The following is a 24,254-nucleotide window of genomic DNA, read 5'->3' on the forward strand; positions in this document are numbered from 1 at the left end:
GACCGGTGCCGGAGGTCCGGCTCAGCCGGCCGGCACCTCGACCCAGACGGCGGTGTCGGCCGGCAGCAGGCCGGGGGCGAGCGGACCGGACGCCAGCACCACCCGGCCGGACGGCAGCGGGACCGCCCGGTCGCCGAAGTTCACCCAGCACGCCGTCGTCCCCCGACGGAAGGCCAAGACGTCGGGCGGCGTCGCCAGCCACTCCAGCGGACCCGCCTCCGTCATCCGCTCGCGGCGGGCGGCCAGCAGCGACCGGTAGAGGTGCAGCGTCGAGCCGGGGTCGGCCTCCTGGACGTCGACGGCGAGGGCGTCCCAGCCCGCGGGCTGCGGCAGCCACGTCGGGGCCGCGCCCGGCGGGGAGAAGCCGGCCGACGGGGCGCCCGCCGTCCACGGCATCGGCACCCGGGAGCCGTCCCGGCCGGGGTCGGTGCCGCCGGAGCGGGCGTGGATGGGGTCGCGGCGGCGCGCGTCGGGGATCTCCTCGACCTCGGGCAGCCCCAGCTCCTCGCCCCCGTAGACGTAGGCGGCGCCCGGCAGCGCCATGGTCAGCACGACGGCGGCGCGGGCCCGGCGGCGGCCGAGCGCGTGGTCCACGGGGTCGACGCCGAAGCGGGCGCGCTGCTCCTCGTTGGAGGCCCGGCGCTCGGGCTGCGCCCGGCCGTAGCGGGTGACCTGGCGGACGACGTCGTGGTTGGTGAGCACCCAGGCGCTGGGAGCACCCGAGACGGCGGCGGCGGCCAGGCCCTGCTCGACCACGGCCCGCCACGGCTCCGCGCGGAAGGTGACGTGCAGCGGCTCGAACTCGAAGGCGGTGTGCAGCTCGTCGGGCCGCAGGTACAGCGGCAGCCGCTCGGGCCGGGCCACCCAGGCCTCCGCGACGAACACCCGCGGTGGGTCGTAGCTGTCCGCCAGCTGCCGCCAGCTGCGGTAGACCTCGTGCACCTCGTCCTGGTCCCACCCCGGGTGCTCCTCCGAGCGCCGGTCGCTGCCGTGGGCGTCGGGCAGCCCCGCCTGCTTGACCAGCCCGTGGGCGACGTCGATCCGGAAGCCGTCGACGCCGCGGTCGAACCAGAACCGCAGGACGTCGAGGAGCTCGGCGCGGACCTCCGGGTTGCGCCAGTCCAGGTCCGGCTGCTCGGGGGCGAACATGTGGAGGTACCAGGCCCCGGGGCGGCCGTCCGCGTCGGTGGTCCGGGTCCAGGCCGGCCCGCGGAAGCAGCTCTCCCAGTCGTTCGGCGGCAGCTCGCCGTGCTCGCCGCGGCCCTCGCGGAACAGGTACCGGGCCCGGGCGGCGGGGTCGCCGGCCAGGGCGGCGACGAACCAGGGGTGCGCGTCGGAGGTGTGGTTGGGCACGACGTCCAGCAGCACCCGCAGGCCGAGGGCGTGCGCCTCGGCGACCAGCGCCTCGGCGTCGGCGAGGGTGCCGAAGGCCGGGTCGACGTCGCGGTAGTCGGCGACGTCGTAGCCCACGTCGACCATCGGGGAGGGGTACCAGGGGTTGACCCAGACGGCGTCCACGCCCAGCGCGGCCAGGTACGGCAGCCGGGACCGGAGCCCGGGCACGTCACCGACGCCGTCGCCGTTCCCGTCGGCGAAGCTGCGCAGGAACACCTGGTAGATCACGGCCGTCCGCCACCAGTCCGCGCCCCCGGGCAGCCCCGGCCGCTCCAGCAGCTCCGTCGTGCCGCTCACCCGCTCGTCCAACCCCGTTCCTCTCCTCCGCCGGCGCTGCGCCGTGCCTCTACCCCGTCAGGGCCTTGACAATCTTGCCCGACGGGTTTTGACTACGCAGTCAGAGCCAGATGACAGCGTAGTCAACGAGGAGCGATGGGTAGTGTTCAGACGGTGCCGGAACGCGTGGGGCGGGTGCCCGTGATGATGGACGTCGCGCGGGCCGCCGGGGTGTCGCAGAAGACGGTGTCCCGCGTCATCAACGACGCGCCGCACGTCCGGGCCGACGTCCGCGAGCGGGTGCTGGCCGCGGTCCGCGAGCTGGGCTACCGCCCCAACACCGCCGCCCGCGCCCTGGTCACCCAGCGCACCCACGTCATCGGCGCCATCGCGGTGGGCACCCGCTACTACGGGCCCGCCACCCGGCTGCTCTCGATCGAGCACGCCGCCCGGGCCAAGGGGTACTCGCTGGCCATCAACTCCACCCCCGACCCGTGGCTCGACGACGTGCACGGCGCCGTCGAGAGCCTGCTGCAGCGGGGCGCCGAGGGCGTCATCCTCGAGGTGCCCTCGGTCGACGTCCGGCTGGACACCGACCTGCTCCGCGACGTCCCCGTCGTCAGCAACGTCGGGCCGCTCCCCGGCATCCGGCACATCGCCCTCCTCGGCGCCAGCCAGCCGCTGGTCGGCCGGCTGGCCGCCCGCCACCTGCTGGACCTCGGCCACACCCGGCTGGCCCACGTCGCCGGGCCGCGGCGCTGGGACGCCGCGGTCGCCCGTCGCGAGGGCTGGCAGGCCGAGCTGCGGTCCGCCGGCGTGGACGCCGGCCCGGTCCTCGAGGGCGACTGGTCACCCCGCTCGGGCTACGCCTGCGGGCTGGAGCTGGCCCGCTCGGGCGCCACAGGGGTCTTCGTGGCCAACGACTCGATGGCCATGGGGGTGGTCCGGGCGCTGGTGGAGTCCGGCCTCCGGGTGCCCGAGGACGTCTCGGTGGTCGGAGTCGACGACGTCCCCGAGGCCGAGTTCCAGGTCGTCCCGCTCACCACCGTCCGGCTCGACCAGACCGTCTCGACCGACCGGGCGCTGCACGACCTCGTGGCCATGATCGAGGGCGCCCAGCACCTCGACCCCGTCGACGCCCCGCCCCCGCTGCTGATCCCACGACGCTCGAGCGGGCCTCCCGCCGCGCGCCCCTGACCCCTCCTCCTCACCACCCGCCCGACGGCCTCCCGGCCACCGGGGCGGTCCCGCGCACCCTCGACCGAGCCGTGCGCCTGTGCACCACCTCCCGACGAAGGCAGGTACGCCCATGTCCACCCTCACCCGACGCGGCTTCCTCGGCACGATGTCCCTCGCCTCGGCCGCCGTCTTCTTCGCCGCCTGCAGCGGCGGCGGGGACGACGGCCCGGCCGCCCCCTCGGCCGGCCCGCAGGTCAGCCAGGCCGACATCGACGCCGCGATGGCCAAGCCGACGACGCTGACCTTCTGGACCTGGGTGCCCGACATCCAGAACGAGGTCGACCTGTTCGAGAAGAAGTACCCGGCGATCAAGGTCGAGCTGGTCAACGTGGGCCAGGGCGCGCCGCACTACCAGAAGCTGCGCGCGGCGATCCAGTCCGGTCAGGGCGCTCCCGACGTGACGCAGATGGAGTTCCAGTACATCCCGTCCTTCACCCTCGGGGACAACCTGCTGGACATCTCCGGCTACGGCGCCGGCGCCATCAAGGACCAGTACCCGGAGTGGGTGTGGTCGCAGGTGAGCACGGGCGACGTCGTCTACGCCGTCCCGCAGGACGTCGGCCCGATGGGCCTGCTCTACCGCGACGACCTGCTCGCCGACGCCGGGGTCGAGGTGCCGACCACCTGGGAGGCCTTCGTCACGGCGGCCGCCGACTACCGCAAGGCCAACCCGAAGAGCTACCTGACGAACCTGGCGCCCAACCAGCCGGGCCAGATCATCGGCTACCTGTGGCAGGCCGGGGCACGGCCCTTCGCCTACGACGGCGACAAGACGGTCACCGTCGACCTGGCGAGCGAGGCGGGCAAGAAGGTCGTCGCGCTCTGGGGCGAGATGCTCGCCGCCGGCAGCCTCTCGGTCGACCCCGACTTCACCGACTCCTGGTACCAGGGCCTGGCCAACGGCAAGTACGCCAGCTGGCCGACCGCCGCGTGGGGCCCGGTGTTCCTGCAGGGCACCGCCAAGAAGACCTCCGGCCAGTGGCGCGCCGTGCCGCTGCCGCAGTGGGACGAGGCGGCGCCCGCGTCGGGCAACTGGGGCGGGTCGACCGACGCGGTGCTCAAGAGCAGCGCCAACCCGATCGCAGCGGCCCAGCTGGCGCTCTACATCAACACCGCGAAGGAGTCGGCGCTCAAGCTGGCCACCGAGCAGTTCCTCTTCCCGCCGTCGACGACGATCCTCGAGGACCCGGAGGTGGCCGACCAGGAGTCCCCGTTCTTCGGCGGCCAGAAGGTGAACGCGACCTTCACCGAGATCTCGGCGACCGTCACGCCGGACTTCGGCTGGCTGCCGTTCATGGACTTCGTCTACACGAACTTCAACGAGACCCTCGGCAAAGCCATCGCCGACAAGGGCGACCTGACGGCGGGCCTGCAGGCCTGGCAGGACGCCGTCGCCGGCTACGCGAAGGACCAGGGCTTCACGCTCGCCTGACGTCCCCCGGTGCCGCCGCCCTGCGCGGCGGCGGCACCCCCTCCGCCCGACCCCCGTCCTGGAAGGGACCCCGATGGCCACCGCCACCGTCCCCACCCCCACCCGCTCCGCCGACCCGCCGCGCCGCCGCGGGCTCACCGTGGCGAAGAAGCGCCAGTACCGCGCCGCCTACCTCTTCGTCCTGCCGTTCTTCGTGATCTTCCTCGCGATGATCATCGTGCCGCTGGCCTACGCCGGCTACCTCTCCTTCTTCCGCCGCCAGCTGATCGGCGGCGTCTCCTTCGTCGGGTTCGAGAACTACGCGAAGGCGCTGACCGACGCCAGCTTCCTCAGCAGCGTCGCCCGGATGGCGGGCTTCCTCGTGGTGCAGGTGCCGGTCATGCTCGGCCTCTCGCTCTTCTTCGCGCTGGCCCTGGACAGCGGCATGACGCGCCTCTCCAAGATCATCCGACTGGGCATCTTCGTGCCCTACGCCGTCCCGAGCGTCGTCGCCGCGCTGATGTGGGGCTACCTCTACGGACCCGACTTCGGGCCGTTCGCCCAGGTGGCGGGGCTGCTGGGGCTGCCGGCCCCGCCCTTCCTCACGTCCACGGGGATGTTCTTCTCGATCATCAACGTCGTGAACTGGGAGTTCATCGGCTACAACATGATCATCATCTACGCGGCCCTGCGGTCCATCCCGCCGGAGCTGTACGAGGCGGGCCGGGTCGACGGCGCGTCGGAGAAGCGGATCGCCTGGTCGATCAAGATCCCGCACGTGCGGCCGGCCCTGGTGCTCACGGTGATCTTCTCGGTGATCGGCACCTTCCAGCTCTTCAACGAGCCGAACCTGCTGCGCACCGTCGCCCCGACGGTGATCGGCAACGCCTACACCCCGAACCTGTACGCCTACTCGCTCGCCTTCGTGAACCAGGACGTCAACTACGCCGCCGCGATCGCCTTCCTGCTGGGCATCGTGATCATGGCCCTGTCCTACGCGGTGCAGCTGTGGAACCAGCGCAAGGAGAACCGGTCATGACCGCCACCGCCACGCCCACCACCACCCCGCTGGCCGACCCGCCGCGGCGCCCGGCGCGCCGGGGGGAGGAGCCGAGGCGCCGGACGAGCCTGCTGCTCACCGTCGTCATGGTGGCCTGCCTGCTGTACTTCCTCTTCCCGCTCTACTGGCTGGTGGTGGCCTCGACGAAGTCGAACGCCGACCTCTTCAGCACCTTCGGGCTGTGGTTCGCCGATCTCAACCTCCTCGACAACCTGCGCAGCGTCTTCACCTTCCAGGACGGGGTGTTCGCCCGCTGGGCGCTCAACTCGGTCATCTACTCCGTGACCAGCGCCGTCGGCGCCACGGTGCTGGCCACCGCGGCCGGCTACGCCTTCGCCAAGTACGACTTCCCCGGCGGCAAGGCGCTGTTCTCGGTCATCCTCGGCGCGGTCATGGTCCCGACGACGGCGCTGGCCCTGCCGACCTACCTGCTCTTCGCCCGCGCCGAGCTCACCGACACCTACTGGGCGATCATCCTGCCCTCGCTGGTCAGCCCGTTCGGGGTCTACCTGATGCGGGTCTACGCCGCCGACGCGGTCGACGCCTCGATGCTGGAGGCCGCCCGGGTGGACGGCGCGGGCGAGCTGCGGATCTTCGTGACGGTGGCGTTCCGGCTGCTCGTCCCCGGCGCGGTGACCGTGCTGCTGTTCAGCCTGGTGGCCACCTGGAACAACTACTTCCTGCCGCTGATCATGCTCAACAGCCCGGACAAGTTCCCGCTCCCCGTCGGCCTCGCCCAGTGGCAGTCGACCGCGGCCGCCGGCTCGGGCTCCCAGGCCCTCTTCTCGACGGTGATCACCGGCTCGCTCGTCTCGGTGATCCCGCTGGTCGTGGCCTTCCTCGTCCTGCAGCGCTTCTGGCAGACCGGCCTGGCCGCCGGCGGCGTCAAGGCCTGACCGCCGACCACCGCCCGCCGGCCCACCCCGGCGTCCCCGTCCCGCACCACCCCCGGAAGGATCTCCCCGTGTCCCCGCGTCCTGACCGCGTCCTCTTCGGCGCCGCGTACTACCACGAGTACCAGCCCTCACCCCGGCTCGAGGCCGACCTCGACCTGATGGTCGAGGCGAGCTTCTCCGTCATCCGGGTGGGGGAGTCCGTCTGGTCCACCTGGGAGCCGGAGGAGGGCGTCTTCGACCTCGACTGGCTGCAGCCCGTCCTCGACGGCGCCCACGCCCGGGGGATCTCGGTGGTGCTCGGCACCCCGACCTACGCCGTCCCGCCGTGGCTGGCCCGCCGCTACCCCGAGATCGCGGGGGAGGTGAGCACGGGGGAGCGGGTGCCGTGGGGCGGGCGCCAGGAGGTCGACTACAGCCACGCCGCCTTCCGCACCCACGCCGAGCGGGTGGTCCGCAAGATCGTCGAGCGCTACGCCGGGCACCCGGCCGTCATCGGCTTCCAGGTCGACAACGAGCCCGGCCTGCTGCTCTTCCACAACGAGGGCGTGTTCCAGCGCTTCGTCGACGAGCTCCGGCGGCGCTACGGCACCGTCGAGGCGCTCAACGAGGCCTGGGGCCTCGTCTACTGGTCGCACCGGCTCTCGACCTGGGCCGACCTGTGGCGCCCCGACGGCAACTACCAGCCCCAGTACGACCTCGCCTGGCGAACCTTCCAGGCGCAGCTCACCACCGAGTTCATCGCCTGGCAGGCCGACATCGTCCGCGAGTACGCCTCGCCCGAGCAGTTCGTCACCACCTGCATCGCCTACGACCGGCCGGGCGTCGACGACGTGGGCCTCACCCGCGCGCTGGACGTCACCGCCGGCAACCCGTACTACGCCATGCAGGACGACCTCGCCCTACCCGTCGGGGACGACGCCCCGCAGGGCTGGACGACCAGCGGCGCGTGGACGCTGTTCGCCAGCGCCGACCGGATGTACGCCTCCAAGCAGGCGCCGTTCCTGGTCACCGAGACCAACGCGGGCGCCATCGGCGGACCGGGGACGAACTTCCCCGCCTGGGACGGCCAGTGGCGCCAGGCGGCGTGGAGCTTCATCGCCCGCGGTGCCGAGATGGTCGAGTACTGGCACTGGCACACCAACCACTTCGGCACCGAGTCGTACTGGATCGGGATCCTGCCCCACGACCAGCGGCCCGGCCGGGTCTACCGCGAGCTGGCGGCGCTGGGCGCGGAGCTGGCCGACCTGGGACCGACCGTCACCGGGTTGACCCCGCACGCGTCGCTGGGGCTGGTCTACTCCGCCCGGTCCAAGTGGGGGCTGGCGTTCCAGTCACCGTTCCCGGCCGCCGACGCCACGCTGTCGCCCGCCGACACCGACCCGCGGGCCTTCCACCGCATCTACGAAGCCTTCTACCGGGGCGCGTTCGAGGCGGGCGTCGGCGTCCGGGTGGTGCACGACGAGCAGCTCCTCGAGCGCACGCCGGCCGCGGTGGCCGCGGAGCTGCCGGTCCTCGTCGTCCCGGGCCTGCTGGTGGCCGGGGACGCGCTGCTGCTCTGGCTGCGCGCGTACGCCGCCGCGGGCGGCCACCTCGTGCTGGGCATCCGGACCGGCTACGGCGACGACGAGGGCCGGCCGCGGACCGAGCGGAAACCCGCGCTGCTGGCCGACGCCGCCGGCGTCTCGTTCCAGGAGTTCACCAACCTGCGCTCGCCGCTGGACGTGCACCCCGCCGGCGACGGGCTGGCGGTGGGCCCGGACGCGCACGCCACCCGGTGGGTGGACCTGCTGGAGAGCGACGGGGCCAAGACGCTGCTGGAGTACGACCACCCCCAGCTGGGCCGCTTCCCGGCCGTCACCACCACCGAGCACGGCGAGGGCCGGATCACCACGGTGGGGACGGTGCCCGACCCGGCGCTGGCCCGCGACCTGGCGGCGTGGCTGGTGCCGGACCCACGGCCCGGCTGGGGCGACCTGCCGGCCGCGGTGACGGTCAGCCAGGCCCGGACGCGGGACGGCCGGCGGCTGCACGTCGTCCACAACTGGGGCTGGGAGCCGCAGCAGGTGGCCGCGCCGGCCGGGGCGGTCGACGCCCGGCACCCGGACCGCGACCTCGGGGCCGGCCTGGCGCTGGGCCCCTGGGACGTCGCCGTCCTGCTCACCGAGGGCTGAGACGGCACCGGTCGCCGACGACGCCCCGGCAGGCCCCCGGGGACGTCGTCGGCGACCGGCCGACGGGGACGGGGCTCAGTCGTCGGTCGAGCCGCCGAGCTCGCCCTTCAGCTCCTTCATCACCCCGTTGGGGCCCTCGACCTCGCGCAGGCCCTGCAGCGCCTGGACGAGGTCGTCGCCCGCGCCGTTGGACTTCGCGAGCTCGGCCAGCGCGGGGCCGTCCATCGGGTAGTCCGCGCCCTTGAGCGCCTTCTGCACCTCGGTCACCTGGAATCCAGTCATGCCCGCTGGTTGCCCAGCCCGGCCGCGTCGAAACGCTCGGCCGTCCGTCCTGCGGAGTCCGCCGCCCCGCCCGGGGGGCCTCGCCCCCTGGTTCGGGAGGAGAAGAAGGGGTAGTGCTCCTGCCACACGTGGAGGAGGAGGTGGGGTGCGGGTCGCACTGGTCTCGGAGCACGCCAGCCCGTTGGCGGTCGTGGGTGCCGTGGACGCCGGCGGGCAGAACGTGCACGTCGACGCCCTGGCGGCCGCGCTCGTGCAGCAGGGCCACGACGTCACCGTGCACACCCGCCGCGACGACCCGGACCAGCCCGCCCGCGTCGACACCGACGCCGGCTACGCCGTGCTGCACGTGCCGGCCGGCCCCGCCGGCCCGCTGCCCAAGGACGACCTCTGGCCGCACATGCCGGCCTTCGCCGACGGGCTCACCGCGCAGCTCGCCGCGCTGGCCCCCGACGTCGTGCACGGCCACTTCTGGATGTCGGCCTGGGCGGCCGACCGGGCCGCCGACGCGCTGGACCTGCCGCGGCTGGTCACCTTCCACGCCCTCGGCACGGTCAAGCGCCGCCACCAGGGCCCGGCCGACACGAGCCCGCCCGAGCGGGTGGGCGTCGAGCTGGCGGTGGCCCGGGCCGCGGACCGCGTCGTCGCCACCTGCTCCGACGAGGTGCGCGAGCTGCGCCGGATGGGCGTGCCCGCCGAGCGCACGACCGTCGTCCCCTGCGGGGTCGACGCCACCCGCTTCACCCCCGTCGAGGACGGCACCCCGGTGCCGCCGCGCACCCGCCGGCACCGGCTGGTGACGGTGGGCCGGCCGGTGCCGCGCAAGGGGTTCGCCGTCGTCGTCGAGGCCCTGGCGACGCTCCCCGACACCGAGCTGCTGGTGGTCGGCGGGGCGACCGGTGACCCCGAGCGGGACCGGCTGCAGGAGCTGGCCGCCCGGGTCCGCGTCGCGGACCGGCTGCACTTCCCGGGCCAGGTGCCGCGCGCGGCCATGCCGGCCCTGCTCCGCTCGGCCGACGCCGTCGTCTGCGCCCCCTGGTACGAGCCGTTCGGGCTCGTCCCGCTGGAGGCGATGGCCTGCGGCGTGCCCGTGGTCTCCGCGGCCGTCGGCGGGATGCTCGACAGCGTCGGCGACGGTGTGACCGGGCTGCTCGTCCCGCCGCAGGACCCCGTCGCCCTGGCCGCGGCGCTGCGCCGGCTGCTGGCCGCCCCCGAGCTCGGCGCCCGGCTGGGCGCCGCCGGCCGGGCGCGGGTGCTGGAGCGCTACACCTGGCCGCGGGTGGCCGCCGCGACCGCCGACGCCTACGCCGCCGCCCTCGAGCGGCGGCCCCGCGCCGCAGCCCAACCCCTGCGACGCGCGTGAGGGAGGAGGGCGGGGCAGCGATCGGGAGCACGGACGACGAGGGAGGGCAGGCGATGGCAGGAGCGGGGGGCGGGCAGCCGCGGGCGCTGCGGGCCGTGCTGTTCGACCGCGACGGCACCCTCATCCACGACGTGCCCTACCTCGACGACCCCGCCGGCGTCCGGCCCGTCGACGCCGCCCGCGCGCTGCTGGACCGGCTGCGCGGCCTCGGCCTGGCCGTCGGCGTGGTCAGCAACCAGTCCGGCGTCGCGCGCGGGCTCATCACGCCGGAGGCGCTGGTCCGGGTGAACGCCCGCGTCGTCGAGGAGCTGGGGCCCTTCGACACCTGGCAGGTCTGCCCGCACGGCCCGGACGAGGGCTGCGGCTGCCGCAAGCCCGCCCCCGGGATGGTGCTGGCCGCGGCCGCCGCGCTGGGCCTGGAGCCGGCGGACTGCCTGGTCGTGGGCGACATCGGGGCCGACGTCGGGGCCGCGCTGGCCGCCGGGGCGCGGGCCGTGCTGGTGCCCACCCCCGTCACCCGGCCCGAGGAGATCGCGCACGCCCGGGCCGTCGCCGCCGTCGCCGGCAGCCTCGCGGAGGCCGTCGGCCTGCACGTGCCCGGCGTGCACGGGCCGGACCTGGACGAGCCCGACGAGGCGGGGCTCCCGTGAGGCCGGCCCCCACGACCGGCCGGGTGCTGGTCGCCCGGCTGGACAGCCTGGGCGACGTGCTGCTGGCCGGGCCGGCGGTGCGCGCCGTCGCCGAGACCGCCGCGCACGTGACGCTGCTGGTCGGGCCGGGCGGGCGCGAGGTCGCCGGGATGCTGCCCGGGGTCGATGCCGTGCTGGAGTTCACCGCCCCCTGGGTGGTCCTCGACCCGCCGCCGCTCGACCCCGCGGCGGTGCAGCAGCTGGTGACCGCGCTGGCCGCCGGCCGCTTCGACGCCGCCCTCGTGCTGACGTCCTACCACCAGTCGCCGCTGCCGCTGGCCCTGCTGCTCCGGATGGCCGGCGTCGGCTGGGTGGGCGCGGCCAGCGAGGACTACCCGGGCTCGCTGCTCGACCTGCGGCACCGGCCGGTCGAGGGCCTGCCCGAGGCCGAGCGGGCGCTGCAGCTGGCCCGGGCCGCGGGCTTCGGCTCGGCGGCCAGCACGAGCCGGCTCGCCGTCGCCGGCCCGCGGCCGGACGCCCGCCCGCTCGCCGGGGACGGTCCCTACGTCGTCGTCCACCCGGGCGCGGCCGTGACCGCCCGCGCCACCACCGGCCCGCACGCCCGCGCGCTGGTGGACGCCCTGGTGGCGGCCGGCCACCGGGTCGTGGTCACCGGCGGGCCCGGCGAGCGCACCCTGACGGCGGCGGCCACGGCCGGCGCGGGGGAGCGGGCCCGCGACCTCGGCGGCCGGCTGGACCTGCGGGAGCTCGCCGGGGTGCTGGCCGGCGCCCGGGCCGTCGTCGCCGTCAACACCGGGCCCGCGCACCTCGCGGCCGCCGTCGGCACCCCGGTCGTCTCGCTCTTCGCGCCCGTCGTCGCGGCCTCCGCCTGGGCGCCGCACGGCGTCCCCGTCGTCGTGCTCGGCGACCAGGACGCCCCGTGCGCCGGCACCCGCGCCCGCACCTGCCCGGTCCCCGGGCACCCCTGCCTGACCGGCGTCGCGCCGGCCGACGTCGTCGCCGCCGTCGCACGGGTGGCCGCCCCGTCCGCGGTCGAGGAGCTCAGGACGGAGGTGCCGGCATGAGGCGCACAGGACCGCTGGTGGTCGTCGGCGACATCCTGCTGGACGTCGACCTCACGGGGACCGCGACCCGGCTGTGCCCGGACGCGCCCGTCCCGGTGGTCGACCTCGACGAGCGCTGGGAGCGCCCGGGCGGCGCGGGTCTGGCCGCGCTGCTGGCCGCCCGGAGCGGTGTGGAGGTCGTGCTCGTGACCGCGCTGGCCGAGGACCCGGCCGCCGCCCGGCTGGAGGAGCTGCTGGGCCGCCACGTCGGCGTCGAGCCGCTGCGCTGGGAGGGCGACACCGTCGTCAAGACCCGGGTCGGCGCCGCCGGGGTGCCGATGCTGCGGCTGGACAGCGGCGGGGGCCGGCCGGCGGGCGGCGTGCTGCCCCGCGCGGTGCACGCCCTGCTGGGCCGGGCCGGGGCCGTGCTGGTCGCCGACTACGGCCGCGGCGTGGCGGCGCTGCCCGCCCTGCGCCGCCGGCTGCGCGCCGTCGCCGTCGACGTGCCCGTGGTCTGGGACCCGCACCCCCGCGGCGCCGATCCGGTCCCCGGCGTCGCGCTCGTCACCCCCAACGCCGCCGAGGCCCGGCACTTCGGCGCCGGCGACGACGCCCTGGAGGGCGCCGGCTGGCTGTGCCGGCGGTGGGAGGTCGACGCCGTCGCCATCACCCAGGGCGAGCGGGGCGCGGTGCTGGCCCGGGCGGGCGGCGGCCGGGCCGTCGCGGTCCCCCTGGTGGGATCGGCGACCGGCACCGGTCACGGCCGGCCCGACACCTGCGGCGCCGGCGATCAGTTCGCGGCCAGCGCGACCGCCGCCCTGCTGGCCGGGGCGGACGCCGACGACGCCGTCCGGACCGCGGTGATGGAGGCCGCCGCCTACGTCAGCGCCGGCGCGGCGGCGACCGCGTCGACCCGGGTGCCGGCTCGCGCCGACCTGGAGCCCGCGGGCGCGGGGGAGGCGTCGGCCCGGGTGGCCGGCGGCGCCTGGACGCCGGACGTCTCGTGAGCGACGGCCCCTCCGCCGGGCCCGGCCGCGCGCCCGTCGTGGGCGCGCTGGCCCCCCGGTTCGACGACGTCACCCGGATCGCGGTGCTGCGCGGCGGCGGCCTCGGCGACCTCGTCTTCGCGCTGCCGGCGGCCGAGGCGCTGGCCGCGGCGTACCCGGGCGCGACGCTGACCCTGCTGGGCGCGCCCGGGCACGCGGCGCTGCTGGCCGGCCGGCCCTCGCCGTTCGCCGACGTCGTCGTGCTGCCCGTCCGGCCCGGGGTCCGCGACGGGGTGGAGGACCCGGCCGCCACGGCCGCCTTCCTCGACGACCAGCGGGCCCGGGGCTACGACCTCGCCGTCCAGGTGCACGGCGGGGGCGCGAACTCCAACCCGTTCCTGCTGGCCCTCGGCGCCCGGCACACCGTCGGCCTGCGGGCCGAGGACGCGCCGGCGCTGGAGCGGACCGTGCCCTACCTCTACTACCAGCACGAGGTGCTGCGCGCCCTCGAGGTGGCCGCGCTGGCCGGGGCGCCGGCGGTCGACCTGGAGCCGCGGCTCCGGCTGACGCCGGCCGAGGAGGAGGCGCGCCGGTCCGGTCCTGCCGGTCCGCCGCTCGTCGTGCTGCACCCCGGCGCGACCGACCCCCGCCGCCGCTGGCCGCCGGCCTCCTTCGCCGCCGTCGCCGCGGCGCTGGCGGCCGAGGGCGCGGACGTGGTCGTCGTCGGCGACGCCTCCGAGGTGGGGCTGGCCGAGCAGCTGCTGGCGGCGGTCCCGCCGGAGCACGCACCGCGGGTCCGCTCGACGGCCGGCCGGGGGACCCTCCCGGAGCTCGTCGACCTGCTGCTGCGCGCCGACCTGGTGGTGGCGGACGACTCCGGCCCGCGGCACGTCGCCGCAGCGCTGGGCACCCCGACCGTCGGCGTCTACTGGTTCGGCAACGCCCTCAACGCCGGCGCCCTGAGCCGGGGCCGGCACCGGCTGCAGCTGGCCTGGACGACCCAATGCCCGGTCTGCGGCGTCGACGTCACCGCCCTGGGGGCCCCGCGCTGCCCGCACGACGACTCCTTCGTCGCCGACGTGCCCGTCGCGGCCGTGCTGGCCGACGCTCGGGCGCTGCTCGCCGGCGCGGATCGGCGGAGCGGGGACCGGGCAGACTGAGCCCGTGCAGATCCTCGGCGAGCCGGACGGACGTCCGGAGCTGCTCGCGCTCCGCGCCCTCAAGCTGGGCGACCTGCTGGTCGCGGTGCCCGCCGTCCACGCGATCCGGCGGACGCACCCCGACCACCGGCTGGTGCTCGCCGTCCCCGGCTGGCTGGACCCCGTCGTCGACCTCGTCGGCGGCGTCGACGCGCTGCTGCCGACGCCGGGGCTGGACGACCTGTTGCCCCTGGCTCCCGGCCGGGTGGACACCGTCGTCGACCTGCACGGCGGCCCGGACAGCCGGCGGGTGCTGGAGGCGCTGGAGCCCCGGGTCCGCCTCGGCCACGCCGCCCCCGGCTGGGACGGCCCGGCCTGGGAGGACGGCGTGCTGGAGCGGTACCGCTGGGCCCGGCTCGTCACCGCGCACGAGATGCCGGCCGACCCCGACGACGTCGCCCTGCTCCGCGGGCCGACGCCCTCCCCGGCCCCGGGGGCCGTCGTCGTCCACGTCGGCGCCTTCTACGGCTGCCGCGCCTGGCCCGTCGAGCGCTTCGCCGCCGTCGCCCGCGCCCTGGTCGACGACGGCCACCACGTCGTGCTGACCGGCAGCGCCCGGGAGCGGGACCGCGCCCTCGAGGTCGGCGCGCTGGCCGGGCTGGCCGAGGCCGACGTGCTGGCCGGCCGCACCGACCTGGCCGCGCTGGCCGCCCTGGTGGCCGACGCCGCCCTGCTCGTCTCGGTCGACACCGGCGTCCCGCACCTGGCCTCGGCCTACCGGACGCCGTCGGTCGTGATCTTCGGCCCCGCGCCGCCCGAGGAGTGGGGCCCGCCGGCCGGCGGCCCGCACGTCGTCCTCACCGACGCCCGGCTCCGGGTGGGCGACACCTTCGGCTCGACGCCGGACCCCGCGCTGCTGGCGGTGACGGCCGACGACGTCCTGGTCGCCGCCCGCGACCTGCTGGCCCGCACCGCCGGTGGCTGAGCCGGCGCCGCTGCCCCCGGGCCGGCTCCCGCTGCTGCTGGCCTTCGTGCTGCTGGCCTTCGCGGCCAACTCCCTCATCACCCGGCACGTCGTGGCCGCCGGGCTGGCCGACCCGGGCCTGCTCACCGGGGTCCGGGTGCTGGCGGCGGCCGTCGCCCTGCTGGCCGTCGCCCTGCTGCGGGACGGCCGGGTGGCCAGGCCCGGCCGCGCCGCGCTGGTGCCGACGCTGGCCCTCGGCGTCTACGCCGTCTGCATCTCCTACGGCTACGTGCTGATCGGCGCCGCGGCCGGCACCTTCGTCTTCTACGCCGCGGTGATGGTCACCCTCGTCGGCTCCGACGTCGTCCGGCGCACCCCCGTGCCGGTCCGCCGCCGGGTGGGTGCCGGCGTCTCGCTGCTGGGCATCGGGGTGCTGAGCGCGGGCCGGGTGGAGCTGGTCACGCCGGCCGGGGTGCTGCTGCTCGCGCTCACCGGGGTGGCCTGGGGCGTCTACACCGCGCTGGGGCGCACCACCGGCGACCCGCGGCTGGCCACCACGGCCAACTTCGCGCTGCTGGCGGTCGTGGTCGTGGTGCCGACGGCCGCCGGGGCCGCCGCGGGGCTGACGCTGACCGGGGCCGGCCTGGCCTGGGGCGTGCTGATGGGGGCGGGGACGACGGCCTTCGCCTACGTGGCCTGGTACGTCTGCCAGCGCTCCCTGACCGGCACCGCGGCGGGCACCACGCAGCTGGTCATCCCCGTCGTGACGACGCTGGGCGCGGTGCTGCTGCTGGGCGAGCGGCTGTCCTGGACGCTGCTCGTCGCGGCCGTCCTGGTGGGCGGCGGGCTCTGGCTCAACCGCCCGGCCCGCCCGCCGGCCCGCCCTGGGCCGATCTGACACCTTGCCGGCCCTCACCGGTGGGCGTAGGCCTCGGGGTGGGGGCGGACGGGGGTGCGCGGTGGTCGACGGGGACCGGAGCGGGGCACGGCGGCGGGCCGTCCTGCTCGCCGCGCTGGTGCCGGTCCCGCTGCTGCTGGCCGCGCCGCCGTCGCCGTCGGCCGCCGCGGCACCCGGCTGCCGGGCAGGGGTGCCGGCCGACGTGGACGGCGGGGGACCGGACGTCGTGCTGGGCCTGCCCTCCTACGACCTGCCCGGCCAGCCCGACGCGGGCGCGCTCGTCGTGCTCTCCGACCTCGCCGGGCCCGGGGAGCCGCTGCCGCAGCGGGTGGCCCGGCGCACCCTGGTGACCGCGGCCGACGTCGGCCTGCCCACCCGGGCAGGTGCGCGGTTCGGGGCCGCGGTGCTGGTGCTGCGGCGCCCGGGTGGCGCCTGCGCCGACGTCGTGGTCGGCGCACCCGGCGAGGACGTCGCCGGCCTCCGCGGCGCCGGCCGCGTGCACGTGCTGCCGGGATCGCCGCAGGGGCTGGGACGACCGCTCGAGACGCTGGACGAGTCGCGCTGGCCGGGCCTCGGCGGCGCGCAGGCGGGGGCCGGCTTCGGCGCGGCCCTGGCCGGTGAGGACGGGGAGTGGCTGGCCGTCGGCGTGCCGCGGCGCGACGTGGCCGGCGTCCGGGACGCGGGTCGGGTCGTGCGCCTGGACCGCCGGCTCGCCGGGACCGAGCGGGTCGACGTCGTCCAGCAGGGTGGGCCCGGGGCCGGGGCGCCCGAGCCCGGTGACCGTTTCGGGGAGGTGCTGCACGTGGCGCCCAGCGGCCTGGGCCCGCTGCTGCTCGTCGGCGTCCCGCACGAGGACGTCGGCTCCCGCGTCGACGCCGGGGCCCTGGCCCTGGCCGTCCCCGGGTACCCGCTCACCCAGGTGAGCCAGGACTCCCCGGGAGCGGGCGGTGCCGCCGAGGCGGGTGACCGCTACGGCGCCGCCGTGAGCAGCTGGGCCACGTCGCTGGGCGACCACGCGGTGGTCGTCGTGGCGGTGGGCGTCCCCGGGGAGGACGTCGGCCGGGCCGTCGACGCCGGCCTGGTGGGGCACGCCGCCGTCGAGCTCTTCGAGGCCTCGCCCACCAGCGCCGGGCCGCTGCGCGGGCGGCGCACGACGGTGACCCAGGACTCCCCGGGCGTGCCGGGCGCCCTGGAGGCGGGCGACCGGTTCGGTGCCGCGGTGCTGAGCGCCGAGCTGGGGCTCGGCAGCGGCCGGCGCCACCTGGTCGTCGGCTCGCCCGGGGAGGACCTGGGCGGGGTCGTCGACGCCGGCGCGCTCAGCACGAGCCGGGTGGACGTGGCCACCGGCGCGACCCTGGCGGGAACCGGCGCCGCCTGGTCCCAGGACGCCGTCGGGGTGGCCGGGCGGGCCGAGCGCGGCGACGGGTTCGCTGCGTCGGTGGCCGGCGTCCTGCTGACGCGACCGCTCGACGACGAGGACCCGGTGCCGGTCCTGCTGGTGACCGTGCCCGGCGAGGACGACGGCGCGGTGCCCGGCACCGGGATGGCGCACCTCGGGCTGCCCGGCGTCGGCTCCCTCGCGCTGGTCCCGCCCGTGCTGCAGCCGGGCGCCGGGACCGGCCTGGTCGGCGCGCGGACGCTGCCCGGCTGACCCCGCCCCGTCCGTCCGGGCGACGGTCCCCGGTGCCGTCCACCCGCGTCGGGGTGGCCGGGGCCGGCCGCAGCGGCCGACTAGGGTGGGAGACCGGCTGTTCCCACGCGGGACGCCGAGGCGACCGCGCTGCGGCCCGGGGCCGACCAGCCCGCGACCGCGCCGTCGCCGAGCCGACCCGGCTCACCGACCGAAGGAGAACCCCTCGCATGCTGACCGTCCACGCCTACGCCGCGCCCAGCGCCACCGCGCCGCTCGAGCCCACCACCATCGAGCGCCGTGACCTCGGCCCGCGCGACATCCTCATCGACATCAAGTTCGCCGGCATCTGCCACTCCGACATCCACACCGCGCGCGGCGAGTGGGGCGACGCGGGCTGGCCCATCGTCGTCGGCCACGAGATCGCGGGCGTCGTCGCCGAGGTCGGGTCCGACGTCGACAAGCACGTCGTCGGCGACCGCGTCGGCGTCGGCTGCCTCGTCGACTCCTGCCGCCAGTGCGAGTCCTGCCTCAAGGGCCTCGAGCAGTACTGCCTCAACGGCAACATCGGCACCTACGGCGGCATCGGCCGCGACGGCAAGCCGACCGCCGGCGGCTACTCGACCCACATCGTCGTCGACCAGGACTTCGCGCTCCGCATCCCCGAGGGCATCGCGCTGGACGAGGCCGCCCCGCTGCTCTGCGCCGGCATCACGCTGTACTCCCCGCTGAACCACTGGAACGCCGGGCCCGGCAAGAAGGTGGCCATCATCGGCCTCGGCGGGCTGGGGCACATGGGCGTCAAGATCGCCCACGCCATGGGGGCCGAGGTGACCGTGCTGAGCCAGTCGCTGAAGAAGCAGGAGGACGGCCTGCGCCTGGGCGCCGACCACTATTACGCGACGAGCGAGCCGGAGACCTTCGAGCAGCTCGGCGGCACCTTCGACCTCATCGTCAACACCGTCTCGGCCAACCTCGACCTGGACGCCTACATGGGCCTGCTGGCCGTCGACGGCACGCTCGTCGAGGTGGGCGCCCCCGAGCACCCGATGTCGGTCAAGGCGTTCTCGCTGCTGCCCGGTCGCCGCAGCCTCGCCGGCTCCAGCATCGGCGGCATCCCCGAGACCCAGGAGATGCTCGACTTCTGCGCCGAGCACCACCTGGGCGCCGAGATCGAGGTCATCAGCGCCGACAAGATCAACGAGGCCTGGGACCGCGTCGTCGCCAGCGACGTCCGGTACCGCTTCGTCATCGACACCGCGACCCTGGGCGCCTGAGCCCCGCGCGCACCCCGCTGCCCCGCCACCGCTCGTCGGTGGCGGGGCAGTTTTCTGCTCCGGCCTGCTGTGATGTGGGGCACACGGGCGGCGACGGCGGCGCAGCGGCCGGCAGCGGCTGGTCACGGTCCGATCACGCTCAGATCACGGTCCGGTGGCGGTGGTCGGGCGCCGCCGGGGATCCCGGACGCCGCCGCGGAGGGCCCGACGGGGCCTCGCAGGGCCCGGGGGCCGCCGGGCCGCTCCGGTAGAGTCCGAGCCCTCCCCCCTCCGAAGATCTCCGTCGCCCCCACCCGGATGGTTCATGCGCCCCCTCAGACCCACCTCCCGCCCCGCTCGGCCCGCCCGCTCCCTGCGGCTCGCCGGCTCCCTCGTCGCGGTGGCCGCCCTCGGCCTGTCCGCCGCCCTGCCCGGTCAGGCCTCCGCCGCCGTGCCCCCCGTGCTGCAGAAGCCGAAGGCGACGGTGACCGCCGACGCGCTGCCCACCGCGCAGATCGACGGCATCGTCTGGAAGCAGGCCATCGCCGGGAACACCGTCTTCGCGGGCGGGCAGTTCACCAGCGCCCGCCCCGCCGGTGCGGCCCCGGGGAAGAGCGCCGTCCGGCGCTACAACCTCATGTCCTACGACATCCGGACCGGCAAGATGAAGGCCTTCGCGCCCAAGCTCAACGGCCAGGTCCGGGCGCTGGCCACCTCGCCCGACGCGAAGATCCTCTACGTCGGCGGTGACTTCACCAAGGTCGGCACCACGAACCGCCCGGCGCTCGCCGCGTTCAGCGTGGCGACCGGCAAGCTGCTGCCGCTCAGCGGCAACTTCAACAACCGGGTCAACGCCATCACCACGATCGGCGGCCGCGTCTACGTCGGCGGCTGGTTCACCCGGGTGGGCCAGAAGCAGCGGCTCCGCGTCGCGGCGCTGGACGCCAAGACCGGCGGGGTCACGAAGTGGAACCCCTCGGCCGACGGCTCGGTGGAGGCGCTGGTCCCGACGCCGGACAAGACGCGCGTCGTCATCGGCGGCTCGTTCGGCAAGCTCTCGGGCAAGGTCAACCGCGGGATGGGCGCGGTCACCAAGGTGGCCGGCACCCCCGGCACCTGGAAGGCCAACGCTAAGATCCGCGACTACGGCAGCGCCTCGGCGGTGCTCTCCCTGGCCGCCGACAAGGACACGGTCTACGGCACCGGGTACGGCTACAACTCCGGCAACTTCGAGGGCGTCTTCGCGCTGAACCCGAAGGACGGCGGCATCAAGTGGCTGCAGGACTGCCACGGCGACCAGTACGGCGTCGCCCCCGTGGGTGACCTCGTCTACTCCGTGGGCCACGCGCACTTCTGCCGCAACATCGGGGGGTTCCAGGAAATCGACCCGCAGCGCGCCCTCGTGGTGAGCAAGGCCGCCAAGGGCACCGTCGCCACCAACACCCAGGACGGCGTGAACTACCGCAACTGGCAGGGCTACAAGGCGCCGGCCATCTACAACTGGTTCCCCAAGCTCAACACCGGCAAGGTGAGCGGCTCGACCCAGGGCGCGTGGAGCGTCGCCGGCACCTCGAAGTACGTCGTCCTCGGCGGGGAGTTCACCACCGTCAACGGCAAGCCGCAGCAGGGCCTGACCCGGTTCACGACGCCGGCGAACAAGGCCCCGCGGAAGATGGGGCCGCGGGCCACCGGAGCGGCGACCACGCCGTCGGTCTGGGGCCGGGCCGACAAGGCCGGCCTGCAGCTGGGCTGGAACGCCAACTACGACCTCGACGACCGCTCGCTGCGCTACCAGGTCGTCCGCGACGGGAAGGTCCTGAAGACCTTCACCCGCAGGTCCACCTTCTGGAACCGGCCGTGGATCCGCTACGCCGACACCACGGTGAAGGCCGGCAAGACCTACACCTACCAGGTGCGGATCACCGACGCCGACGGCAACCGGGTCACGAGCCCGAAGGTGACCCGCAAGGTCTCCTGAGCCGCACCCGCACGACGACGGGCCGCCCGCAGCTGCTGCTGCCGGCGGCCCGTCGCCGTTCCCGGGGCACGGGAACCGCAGCCCGACGACTTCGGGGGCCGAGCCCGGTCTGACCCCCGGAGCCGCGCACCGCGCTCCCCACGACCAGGAGGACACCGTGCTGCAGGACTCACCGGCCTTCAGCGGCTTCTCGACCGACGACGTCGACGCCGCCCGCACCTTCTACGGCCAGACCCTCGGGCTGCGGGTGAGCGAGCGCGACGGCATGCTCACGCTGCACCTGGGCGGCGGGGGGACCGTGCTGGTCTACCCGAAGCCCGACCACCGGCCGGCGAGCGCGACCGTGCTCAACTTCCCGGTCGAGGACATCGAGGCCGCCGTCGACGCGCTCGTGGCGCGCGGCGTCGTCCTCGAGCGCTACGAGAGCACCGACGAGCGGGGCATCCAGCGGGGCTGGGGCCCGCCCATCGCCTGGTTCGCCGACCCGGCCGGCAACATCTGCTCGGTGCTGGTGACCTCGTGAGGGCGGCCTGCTGAGGGCTCAGCGACCGCCGGCGAGCTTGCGGCTGCGCTGCTGGACGCCCAGGTCGCCGTAGGGGTAGTCCCCGACGCGGGGGCGGGAGACCTCCTCCAGGCGGGCGTTCTCCTCGGCGCTCAGGTGGAGGTCGGCCGCGGCCAGGTTGGTCTCCAGCTGCTCCAGCGTGCGGGCGCCCAGGATCGTCGAGGTGACGCCGGGCCGGTCGGTGACCCAGGCCAGGGCGACCTCGGCCATCGACACCCCGCGCGCCTCCGCGACAGTCTGGACCGCGTCGACGACGTCCCACGTCTGCTCGGTGCCGCGGCGGTCGTAGGCCTCCATGCCGCGCTCGGGGTTCTCGCCCAGCCGGGTGCTGCCGGTGGGCCGCTCGTCCCGCTCGTACTTCCCGGACAGCCAGCCGCCGCCGAGCGGGCTCCAGGGCAGCATGCCCATGCCGGCGTCCTGGACGGCGGGCACGACCTCCCACTCGATCTCGCGGACCAGCAGGCTGTACTGCGGCTGCAGCGTCACCGGCGGGGCGAGGTTCAGCGCGGCGGCGACGTGCACGGCCTTGGTCAGCTGCCAGCCGGTGAAGTTCGAGAAGCCGTAGTAGCCGATCTTGCCGGCGCGGATGAAGCCGTCGAGCGTGCGCAGCGTCTCCTCCAGCGGCGTCCACGGGTCGAAGGCGTGCACCTGGTAGAGGTCGACGGTGTCCAGCCCGAGGCGGCCCAGCGAGGCGTCCAGCGCCCGGGTCAGGTGACGGGTGGTCAGGCCGGCGCCGTTGGGCTCGGCCGACATCGGGAAGCGCCCCTTGGTGGCCAGCACCACCCGCTCGGTGACCTCGGCCGGCCGGCTGGCGAACCAGCGGCCGATGATCTCCTCCGAGGTGCCGGCGCCGTAGACGTCGGCGGTGTCGACCAGGGTGCCCCCGGCCTCCACGAAGCGGTCCAGCTGGGCGTGCGAGCCGGCTTCGTCGGTCTCGGCGCCGAAGGTCATGGTGCCCAGGCAGAGGTTCGACACGGCGCAGCCGCTGCGTCCGAGGGTGCGGTAGTCCATGCCCCTGTTTCTACACGGCGCCCCCCGGGCGCTGCCCGCCCCCTCGGGGTCGGGCGGTCAGCCGGGGGGCCAGGGCCACCACGAGCGCGCCCACCGCCAGGACGGCCAGCGGCCCCAGCCACCACAGCTGGACCCGGCCCTGCGCCACGACGGCGCCCACGACGGCGACCAGCTGGCAGGCGACCTGGACCGGCAGGTAGCGGCGCAGCAGCACGACCAGCACGCCCGGCTCCACCCGCACCGACCAGCCGAAGGGCCCGAGGACGGCGGCCAGCTGGACCAGCAGGTGCGTCAGCGCCAGCGCGACGAACGCGCCGGGCCGCCACGCGCCGGTGCCGGCGGTCAGCGCGACGAAGGCGACGAAGCCGACGGCGACGACGGCCGACGCCCCGCCCGGCCGCACCAGCGGCGCCACCCCGACGAGCAGGCCGATCCAGAACAGCGCGCTGCCGGTCGGCGCCCCGGCGGCGACGACGGCCGCCCCGGTCAGCACCGTCAGCAGCGCGCGCAGCAGCCAGCCGGGGAGGGTGGTGCCGAGCCCGATCTGCACCCGGCGCCGGCGGGGCCGCAGCGACGGCAGCGCCCGCGGGGTGCTGCGGACCAGCTCGACCACGCGGTCGCGCAGCGGGGCCAGCCGCGACGGCCCCCTCACCGGCGGACCCGCCGGCGGGCGAGCACGCCCAGCTCGGCGGCCACGTCGTGGGCCGGGTCCAGGCTCTGCCAGCTGACCGTCTCCACCCCGGCCCGGCCGAGGTCGGCGATCCGGTCCAGCCGGTCCATCGACACCACCCGGAACGCGGTGCGCTGCCGCCCGCTGAGCCCGGCCAGCAGCAGCGGCGGCAGCGTGTCGACCGCCACCACCCGGTGGCCCGAGCCGCGCCAGGACGTCGCGAGCCGGGCCGGGTCGTCGTCGAGGAAGGTCGAGAACAGCACGATGAGCGCGCCCGAGGGCAGCCGGGGGACCCGCTGCCGGCGGGTGGGCTCACCGTCGGGCCGGGCCCGGGCCAGCTGCTGGGTCAGCCGGTGCAGGTGCGGCCGGCCGCCGGCCGGGGGACTGGGCCGCCGGAGCCGGCCGAGGTCCTCCAGCCCGACGCGGTCGCCGGCCTCGAGGTAGCTGCGGGCCACCGAGGCGGCGGCGGTGCGCGCGAGGTCCAGCGAGGTCGCCTCGTCCTCGTCGACGGCGGAGGCGTCGCCCCAGGTGTCCACCCGCGGGCCGACCTCGTCGCGGGAGTCGACCACGAGCATCACGGTGGCGTCGGCGGTGGCGAAGGTGCGGCGGACGTAGAGCTCGGAGACCGCGCCCGGCTGGCCGGCCCCGGCGGCCCCCTGGCCGTTGATGCGCGCCGTCACCCGCCAGTCGATGCGGCGCAGCCGGTCGCCGGGCCGGAAGGGGGCGACGTCGTGCAGGTCGCCGCCGTCGCCCGCCCGGCGCGAGCCGTGCGGGCCGGTGAGGCCCTGCAGCCGGAAGGGCAGCGGCAGGGCCCGCAGCGCGCGGGTGGACGGCAGCACCGTCATCACCACGGGCGGCTGCGAGCTGACGGGCCCGAGCAGCAGGCCCGACGGGTCGGCCGAGCGCGCGTCCAGCTGGAACAGCGCCCGGCTGCCGGTGCGCACCGAGCGCATCCGCACCCCGACGACGCGGTCGCGGGCCAGCAGCAGCGCCTCGCGCGGGCGGTGCCCCGGCGCGTCCACCCGCACCCCGAGCAGCGGGACGCCGGGCGCGGCGCCGACCTCCAGCTCGGCCTGCAGGGTGCCGGCGCTCGCCGTCTGGTCGGCGGCCCGCAGCCGGGCGCGGACGTCCTGCGCGGGCCAGCCGGCCCGGGAGACCACGAGGCCCAGCAGCAGCGGCAGCCCCAGCACGGCCACCTCGGGCCGACCGGCGACCAGGCCGACGACGGCCACCAGCACCCCGCCCACCAGCCAGGCGGCGCTGGCCGGCGCGGGGGCCGGGGTGCGCGGCGGCGCCGGCGCGACCGGCCGGGGCCGGGGGGCGTCCGGGTCCACCACCCGCGCCGTCGTGGTCGGGTCGCTCACGGGCGCGCCCGTC

General features: G+C 76.2%; 21 protein-coding genes. 16 read left to right on the forward strand and 5 right to left on the reverse strand.

Annotated elements, in window-relative coordinates:
- Positions 1-21 precede the first annotated feature (21 nt).
- The gene (locus tag JOF54_RS13040; RefSeq protein ID WP_307804131.1) at positions 22-1,692 is read right to left on the reverse strand and encodes a glycoside hydrolase family 13 protein; all 1,671 of its coding nucleotides are present in this window, start codon (positions 1,690-1,692) and stop codon (positions 22-24) included.
- A 153-nt stretch (positions 1,693-1,845) separates the two neighbouring features.
- Between JOF54_RS13040 and JOF54_RS13045 the strand changes: the two genes are divergently transcribed.
- The 5 genes from JOF54_RS13045 to JOF54_RS13065 all read left to right on the forward strand — a co-directional run bounded on the left by JOF54_RS13045 (position 1,846) and on the right by JOF54_RS13065 (position 8,448).
- Positions 1,846-2,868: a LacI family DNA-binding transcriptional regulator gene (locus tag JOF54_RS13045; RefSeq protein ID WP_210056452.1), complete on the forward strand. Its 1,023-nt coding sequence runs from the start codon at positions 1,846-1,848 to the stop codon at positions 2,866-2,868.
- A 112-nt stretch (positions 2,869-2,980) separates the two neighbouring features.
- Positions 2,981-4,342 carry an ABC transporter substrate-binding protein gene (locus JOF54_RS13050; protein ID WP_210056461.1) on the forward strand — a complete coding sequence of 454 codons (1,362 nt, stop codon included), beginning with the start codon at positions 2,981-2,983 and terminating at the stop codon, positions 4,340-4,342.
- Positions 4,343-4,415: 73 nt separating this feature from the next.
- A complete protein-coding gene (locus JOF54_RS13055; RefSeq protein WP_210056463.1) occupies positions 4,416-5,360 on the forward strand; it encodes a carbohydrate ABC transporter permease in 945 nt (314 codons plus the stop codon).
- Positions 5,357-6,277, forward strand: a complete 921-nt coding sequence (locus tag JOF54_RS13060) for a carbohydrate ABC transporter permease (protein WP_210056465.1) — start codon at positions 5,357-5,359, stop codon at positions 6,275-6,277. Before JOF54_RS13055 ends, JOF54_RS13060 begins: the two co-directional genes overlap by 4 nt.
- Positions 6,278-6,345: 68 nt before the next feature.
- Positions 6,346-8,448, forward strand: a complete 2,103-nt coding sequence (locus tag JOF54_RS13065; RefSeq protein WP_210056467.1) for a beta-galactosidase — start codon at positions 6,346-6,348, stop codon at positions 8,446-8,448.
- 75 nt (positions 8,449-8,523) lie between these two features.
- Here the strand turns inward: JOF54_RS13065 and JOF54_RS13070 are convergent, their stop codons facing one another.
- A complete protein-coding gene (locus tag JOF54_RS13070) occupies positions 8,524-8,730 on the reverse strand; it encodes a DUF2795 domain-containing protein (protein ID WP_210056470.1) in 207 nt (68 codons plus the stop codon).
- A 145-nt stretch (positions 8,731-8,875) separates the two neighbouring features.
- On the opposite strand from JOF54_RS13070, the gene JOF54_RS13075 reads away from it, so the two are divergent.
- From JOF54_RS13075 to JOF54_RS13125, 11 genes are all read left to right on the forward strand, one after another.
- Positions 8,876-10,090 carry a glycosyltransferase gene (locus JOF54_RS13075; RefSeq protein ID WP_210056472.1) on the forward strand — a complete coding sequence of 405 codons (1,215 nt, stop codon included), beginning with the start codon at positions 8,876-8,878 and terminating at the stop codon, positions 10,088-10,090.
- A gap of 53 nt (positions 10,091-10,143) precedes the next feature.
- A complete protein-coding gene (locus JOF54_RS13080; protein WP_210056474.1) occupies positions 10,144-10,740 on the forward strand; it encodes an HAD-IIIA family hydrolase in 597 nt (198 codons plus the stop codon).
- Positions 10,737-11,804 carry a glycosyltransferase family 9 protein gene (locus tag JOF54_RS13085; protein ID WP_307804132.1) on the forward strand — a complete coding sequence of 356 codons (1,068 nt, stop codon included), beginning with the start codon at positions 10,737-10,739 and terminating at the stop codon, positions 11,802-11,804. The genes JOF54_RS13080 and JOF54_RS13085 overlap by 4 nt, the downstream gene beginning before the upstream one ends.
- Positions 11,801-12,790 carry a PfkB family carbohydrate kinase gene (locus tag JOF54_RS13090; RefSeq protein WP_210056476.1) on the forward strand — a complete coding sequence of 330 codons (990 nt, stop codon included), beginning with the start codon at positions 11,801-11,803 and terminating at the stop codon, positions 12,788-12,790. The genes JOF54_RS13085 and JOF54_RS13090 overlap by 4 nt, the downstream gene beginning before the upstream one ends.
- Positions 12,787-13,929, forward strand: a complete 1,143-nt coding sequence (locus JOF54_RS13095) for a glycosyltransferase family 9 protein (protein WP_210056478.1) — start codon at positions 12,787-12,789, stop codon at positions 13,927-13,929. The genes JOF54_RS13090 and JOF54_RS13095 overlap by 4 nt, the downstream gene beginning before the upstream one ends.
- Before the next feature lie 4 nt (positions 13,930-13,933).
- Entirely contained in the window at positions 13,934-14,893 is a 960-nt protein-coding gene (locus JOF54_RS21950; RefSeq protein WP_307804133.1) for a glycosyltransferase family 9 protein, read from the forward strand.
- Positions 14,886-15,770 carry an EamA family transporter gene (locus JOF54_RS21955; RefSeq protein ID WP_210056481.1) on the forward strand — a complete coding sequence of 295 codons (885 nt, stop codon included), beginning with the start codon at positions 14,886-14,888 and terminating at the stop codon, positions 15,768-15,770. The genes JOF54_RS21950 and JOF54_RS21955 overlap by 8 nt, the downstream gene beginning before the upstream one ends.
- A 61-nt stretch (positions 15,771-15,831) precedes the next feature.
- Positions 15,832-17,421: a hypothetical protein gene (locus tag JOF54_RS13110; protein ID WP_210056482.1), complete on the forward strand. Its 1,590-nt coding sequence runs from the start codon at positions 15,832-15,834 to the stop codon at positions 17,419-17,421.
- 209 nt (positions 17,422-17,630) lie between these two features.
- Positions 17,631-18,677, forward strand: a complete 1,047-nt coding sequence (locus JOF54_RS13115) for an NAD(P)-dependent alcohol dehydrogenase (protein WP_210056485.1) — start codon at positions 17,631-17,633, stop codon at positions 18,675-18,677.
- 304 nt (positions 18,678-18,981) lie between these two features.
- Positions 18,982-20,634 carry a PQQ-binding-like beta-propeller repeat protein gene (locus tag JOF54_RS13120; protein ID WP_210056487.1) on the forward strand — a complete coding sequence of 551 codons (1,653 nt, stop codon included), beginning with the start codon at positions 18,982-18,984 and terminating at the stop codon, positions 20,632-20,634.
- A gap of 157 nt (positions 20,635-20,791) precedes the next feature.
- A complete protein-coding gene (locus JOF54_RS13125; RefSeq protein ID WP_210056489.1) occupies positions 20,792-21,157 on the forward strand; it encodes a VOC family protein in 366 nt (121 codons plus the stop codon).
- Between the two features lie 18 nt (positions 21,158-21,175).
- On the opposite strand, the gene JOF54_RS13130 is transcribed toward JOF54_RS13125, so the two are convergent.
- Genes JOF54_RS13130 through JOF54_RS21960 form a run of 3 tightly spaced genes read right to left on the reverse strand, consistent with a single transcriptional unit; the run spans position 21,176 to position 24,241 of the window.
- A complete protein-coding gene (locus tag JOF54_RS13130; RefSeq protein ID WP_210056491.1) occupies positions 21,176-22,207 on the reverse strand; it encodes an aldo/keto reductase in 1,032 nt (343 codons plus the stop codon).
- A 10-nt stretch (positions 22,208-22,217) separates the two neighbouring features.
- Positions 22,218-22,859: a hypothetical protein gene (locus JOF54_RS13135; protein ID WP_210056493.1), complete on the reverse strand. Its 642-nt coding sequence runs from the start codon at positions 22,857-22,859 to the stop codon at positions 22,218-22,220.
- Positions 22,856-24,241, reverse strand: a complete 1,386-nt coding sequence (locus JOF54_RS21960) for a DUF58 domain-containing protein (protein ID WP_210056495.1) — start codon at positions 24,239-24,241, stop codon at positions 22,856-22,858. Before JOF54_RS21960 ends, JOF54_RS13135 begins: the two co-directional genes overlap by 4 nt.
- Positions 24,242-24,254: the final 13 nt, after the last annotated feature.

The organism is Microlunatus capsulatus (genome assembly GCF_017876495.1).
GTDB classification, from domain to species: Bacteria; Actinomycetota; Actinomycetes; order Propionibacteriales; family Propionibacteriaceae; genus Microlunatus; species Microlunatus capsulatus.

Coding starts and splice junctions, on each gene's coding strand:
- JOF54_RS13060 (WP_210056465.1), top strand. CDS start 5,357: ATGACCGCCACCGCCACGCCCACCACCACCCCGCTGGCCGACCCGCCG.
- JOF54_RS13080 (WP_210056474.1), top strand. CDS start 10,144: ATGGCAGGAGCGGGGGGCGGGCAGCCGCGGGCGCTGCGGGCCGTGCTG.
- JOF54_RS13070 (WP_210056470.1), bottom strand. CDS start 8,730: ATGACTGGATTCCAGGTGACCGAGGTGCAGAAGGCGCTCAAGGGCGCG.
- JOF54_RS13090 (WP_210056476.1), top strand. CDS start 11,801: ATGAGGCGCACAGGACCGCTGGTGGTCGTCGGCGACATCCTGCTGGAC.
- JOF54_RS13130 (WP_210056491.1), bottom strand. CDS start 22,207: ATGGACTACCGCACCCTCGGACGCAGCGGCTGCGCCGTGTCGAACCTC.
- JOF54_RS13055 (WP_210056463.1), top strand. CDS start 4,416: ATGGCCACCGCCACCGTCCCCACCCCCACCCGCTCCGCCGACCCGCCG.
- JOF54_RS13120 (WP_210056487.1), top strand. CDS start 18,982: ATGCGCCCCCTCAGACCCACCTCCCGCCCCGCTCGGCCCGCCCGCTCC.
- JOF54_RS13115 (WP_210056485.1), top strand. CDS start 17,631: ATGCTGACCGTCCACGCCTACGCCGCGCCCAGCGCCACCGCGCCGCTC.
- JOF54_RS13050 (WP_210056461.1), top strand. CDS start 2,981: ATGTCCACCCTCACCCGACGCGGCTTCCTCGGCACGATGTCCCTCGCC.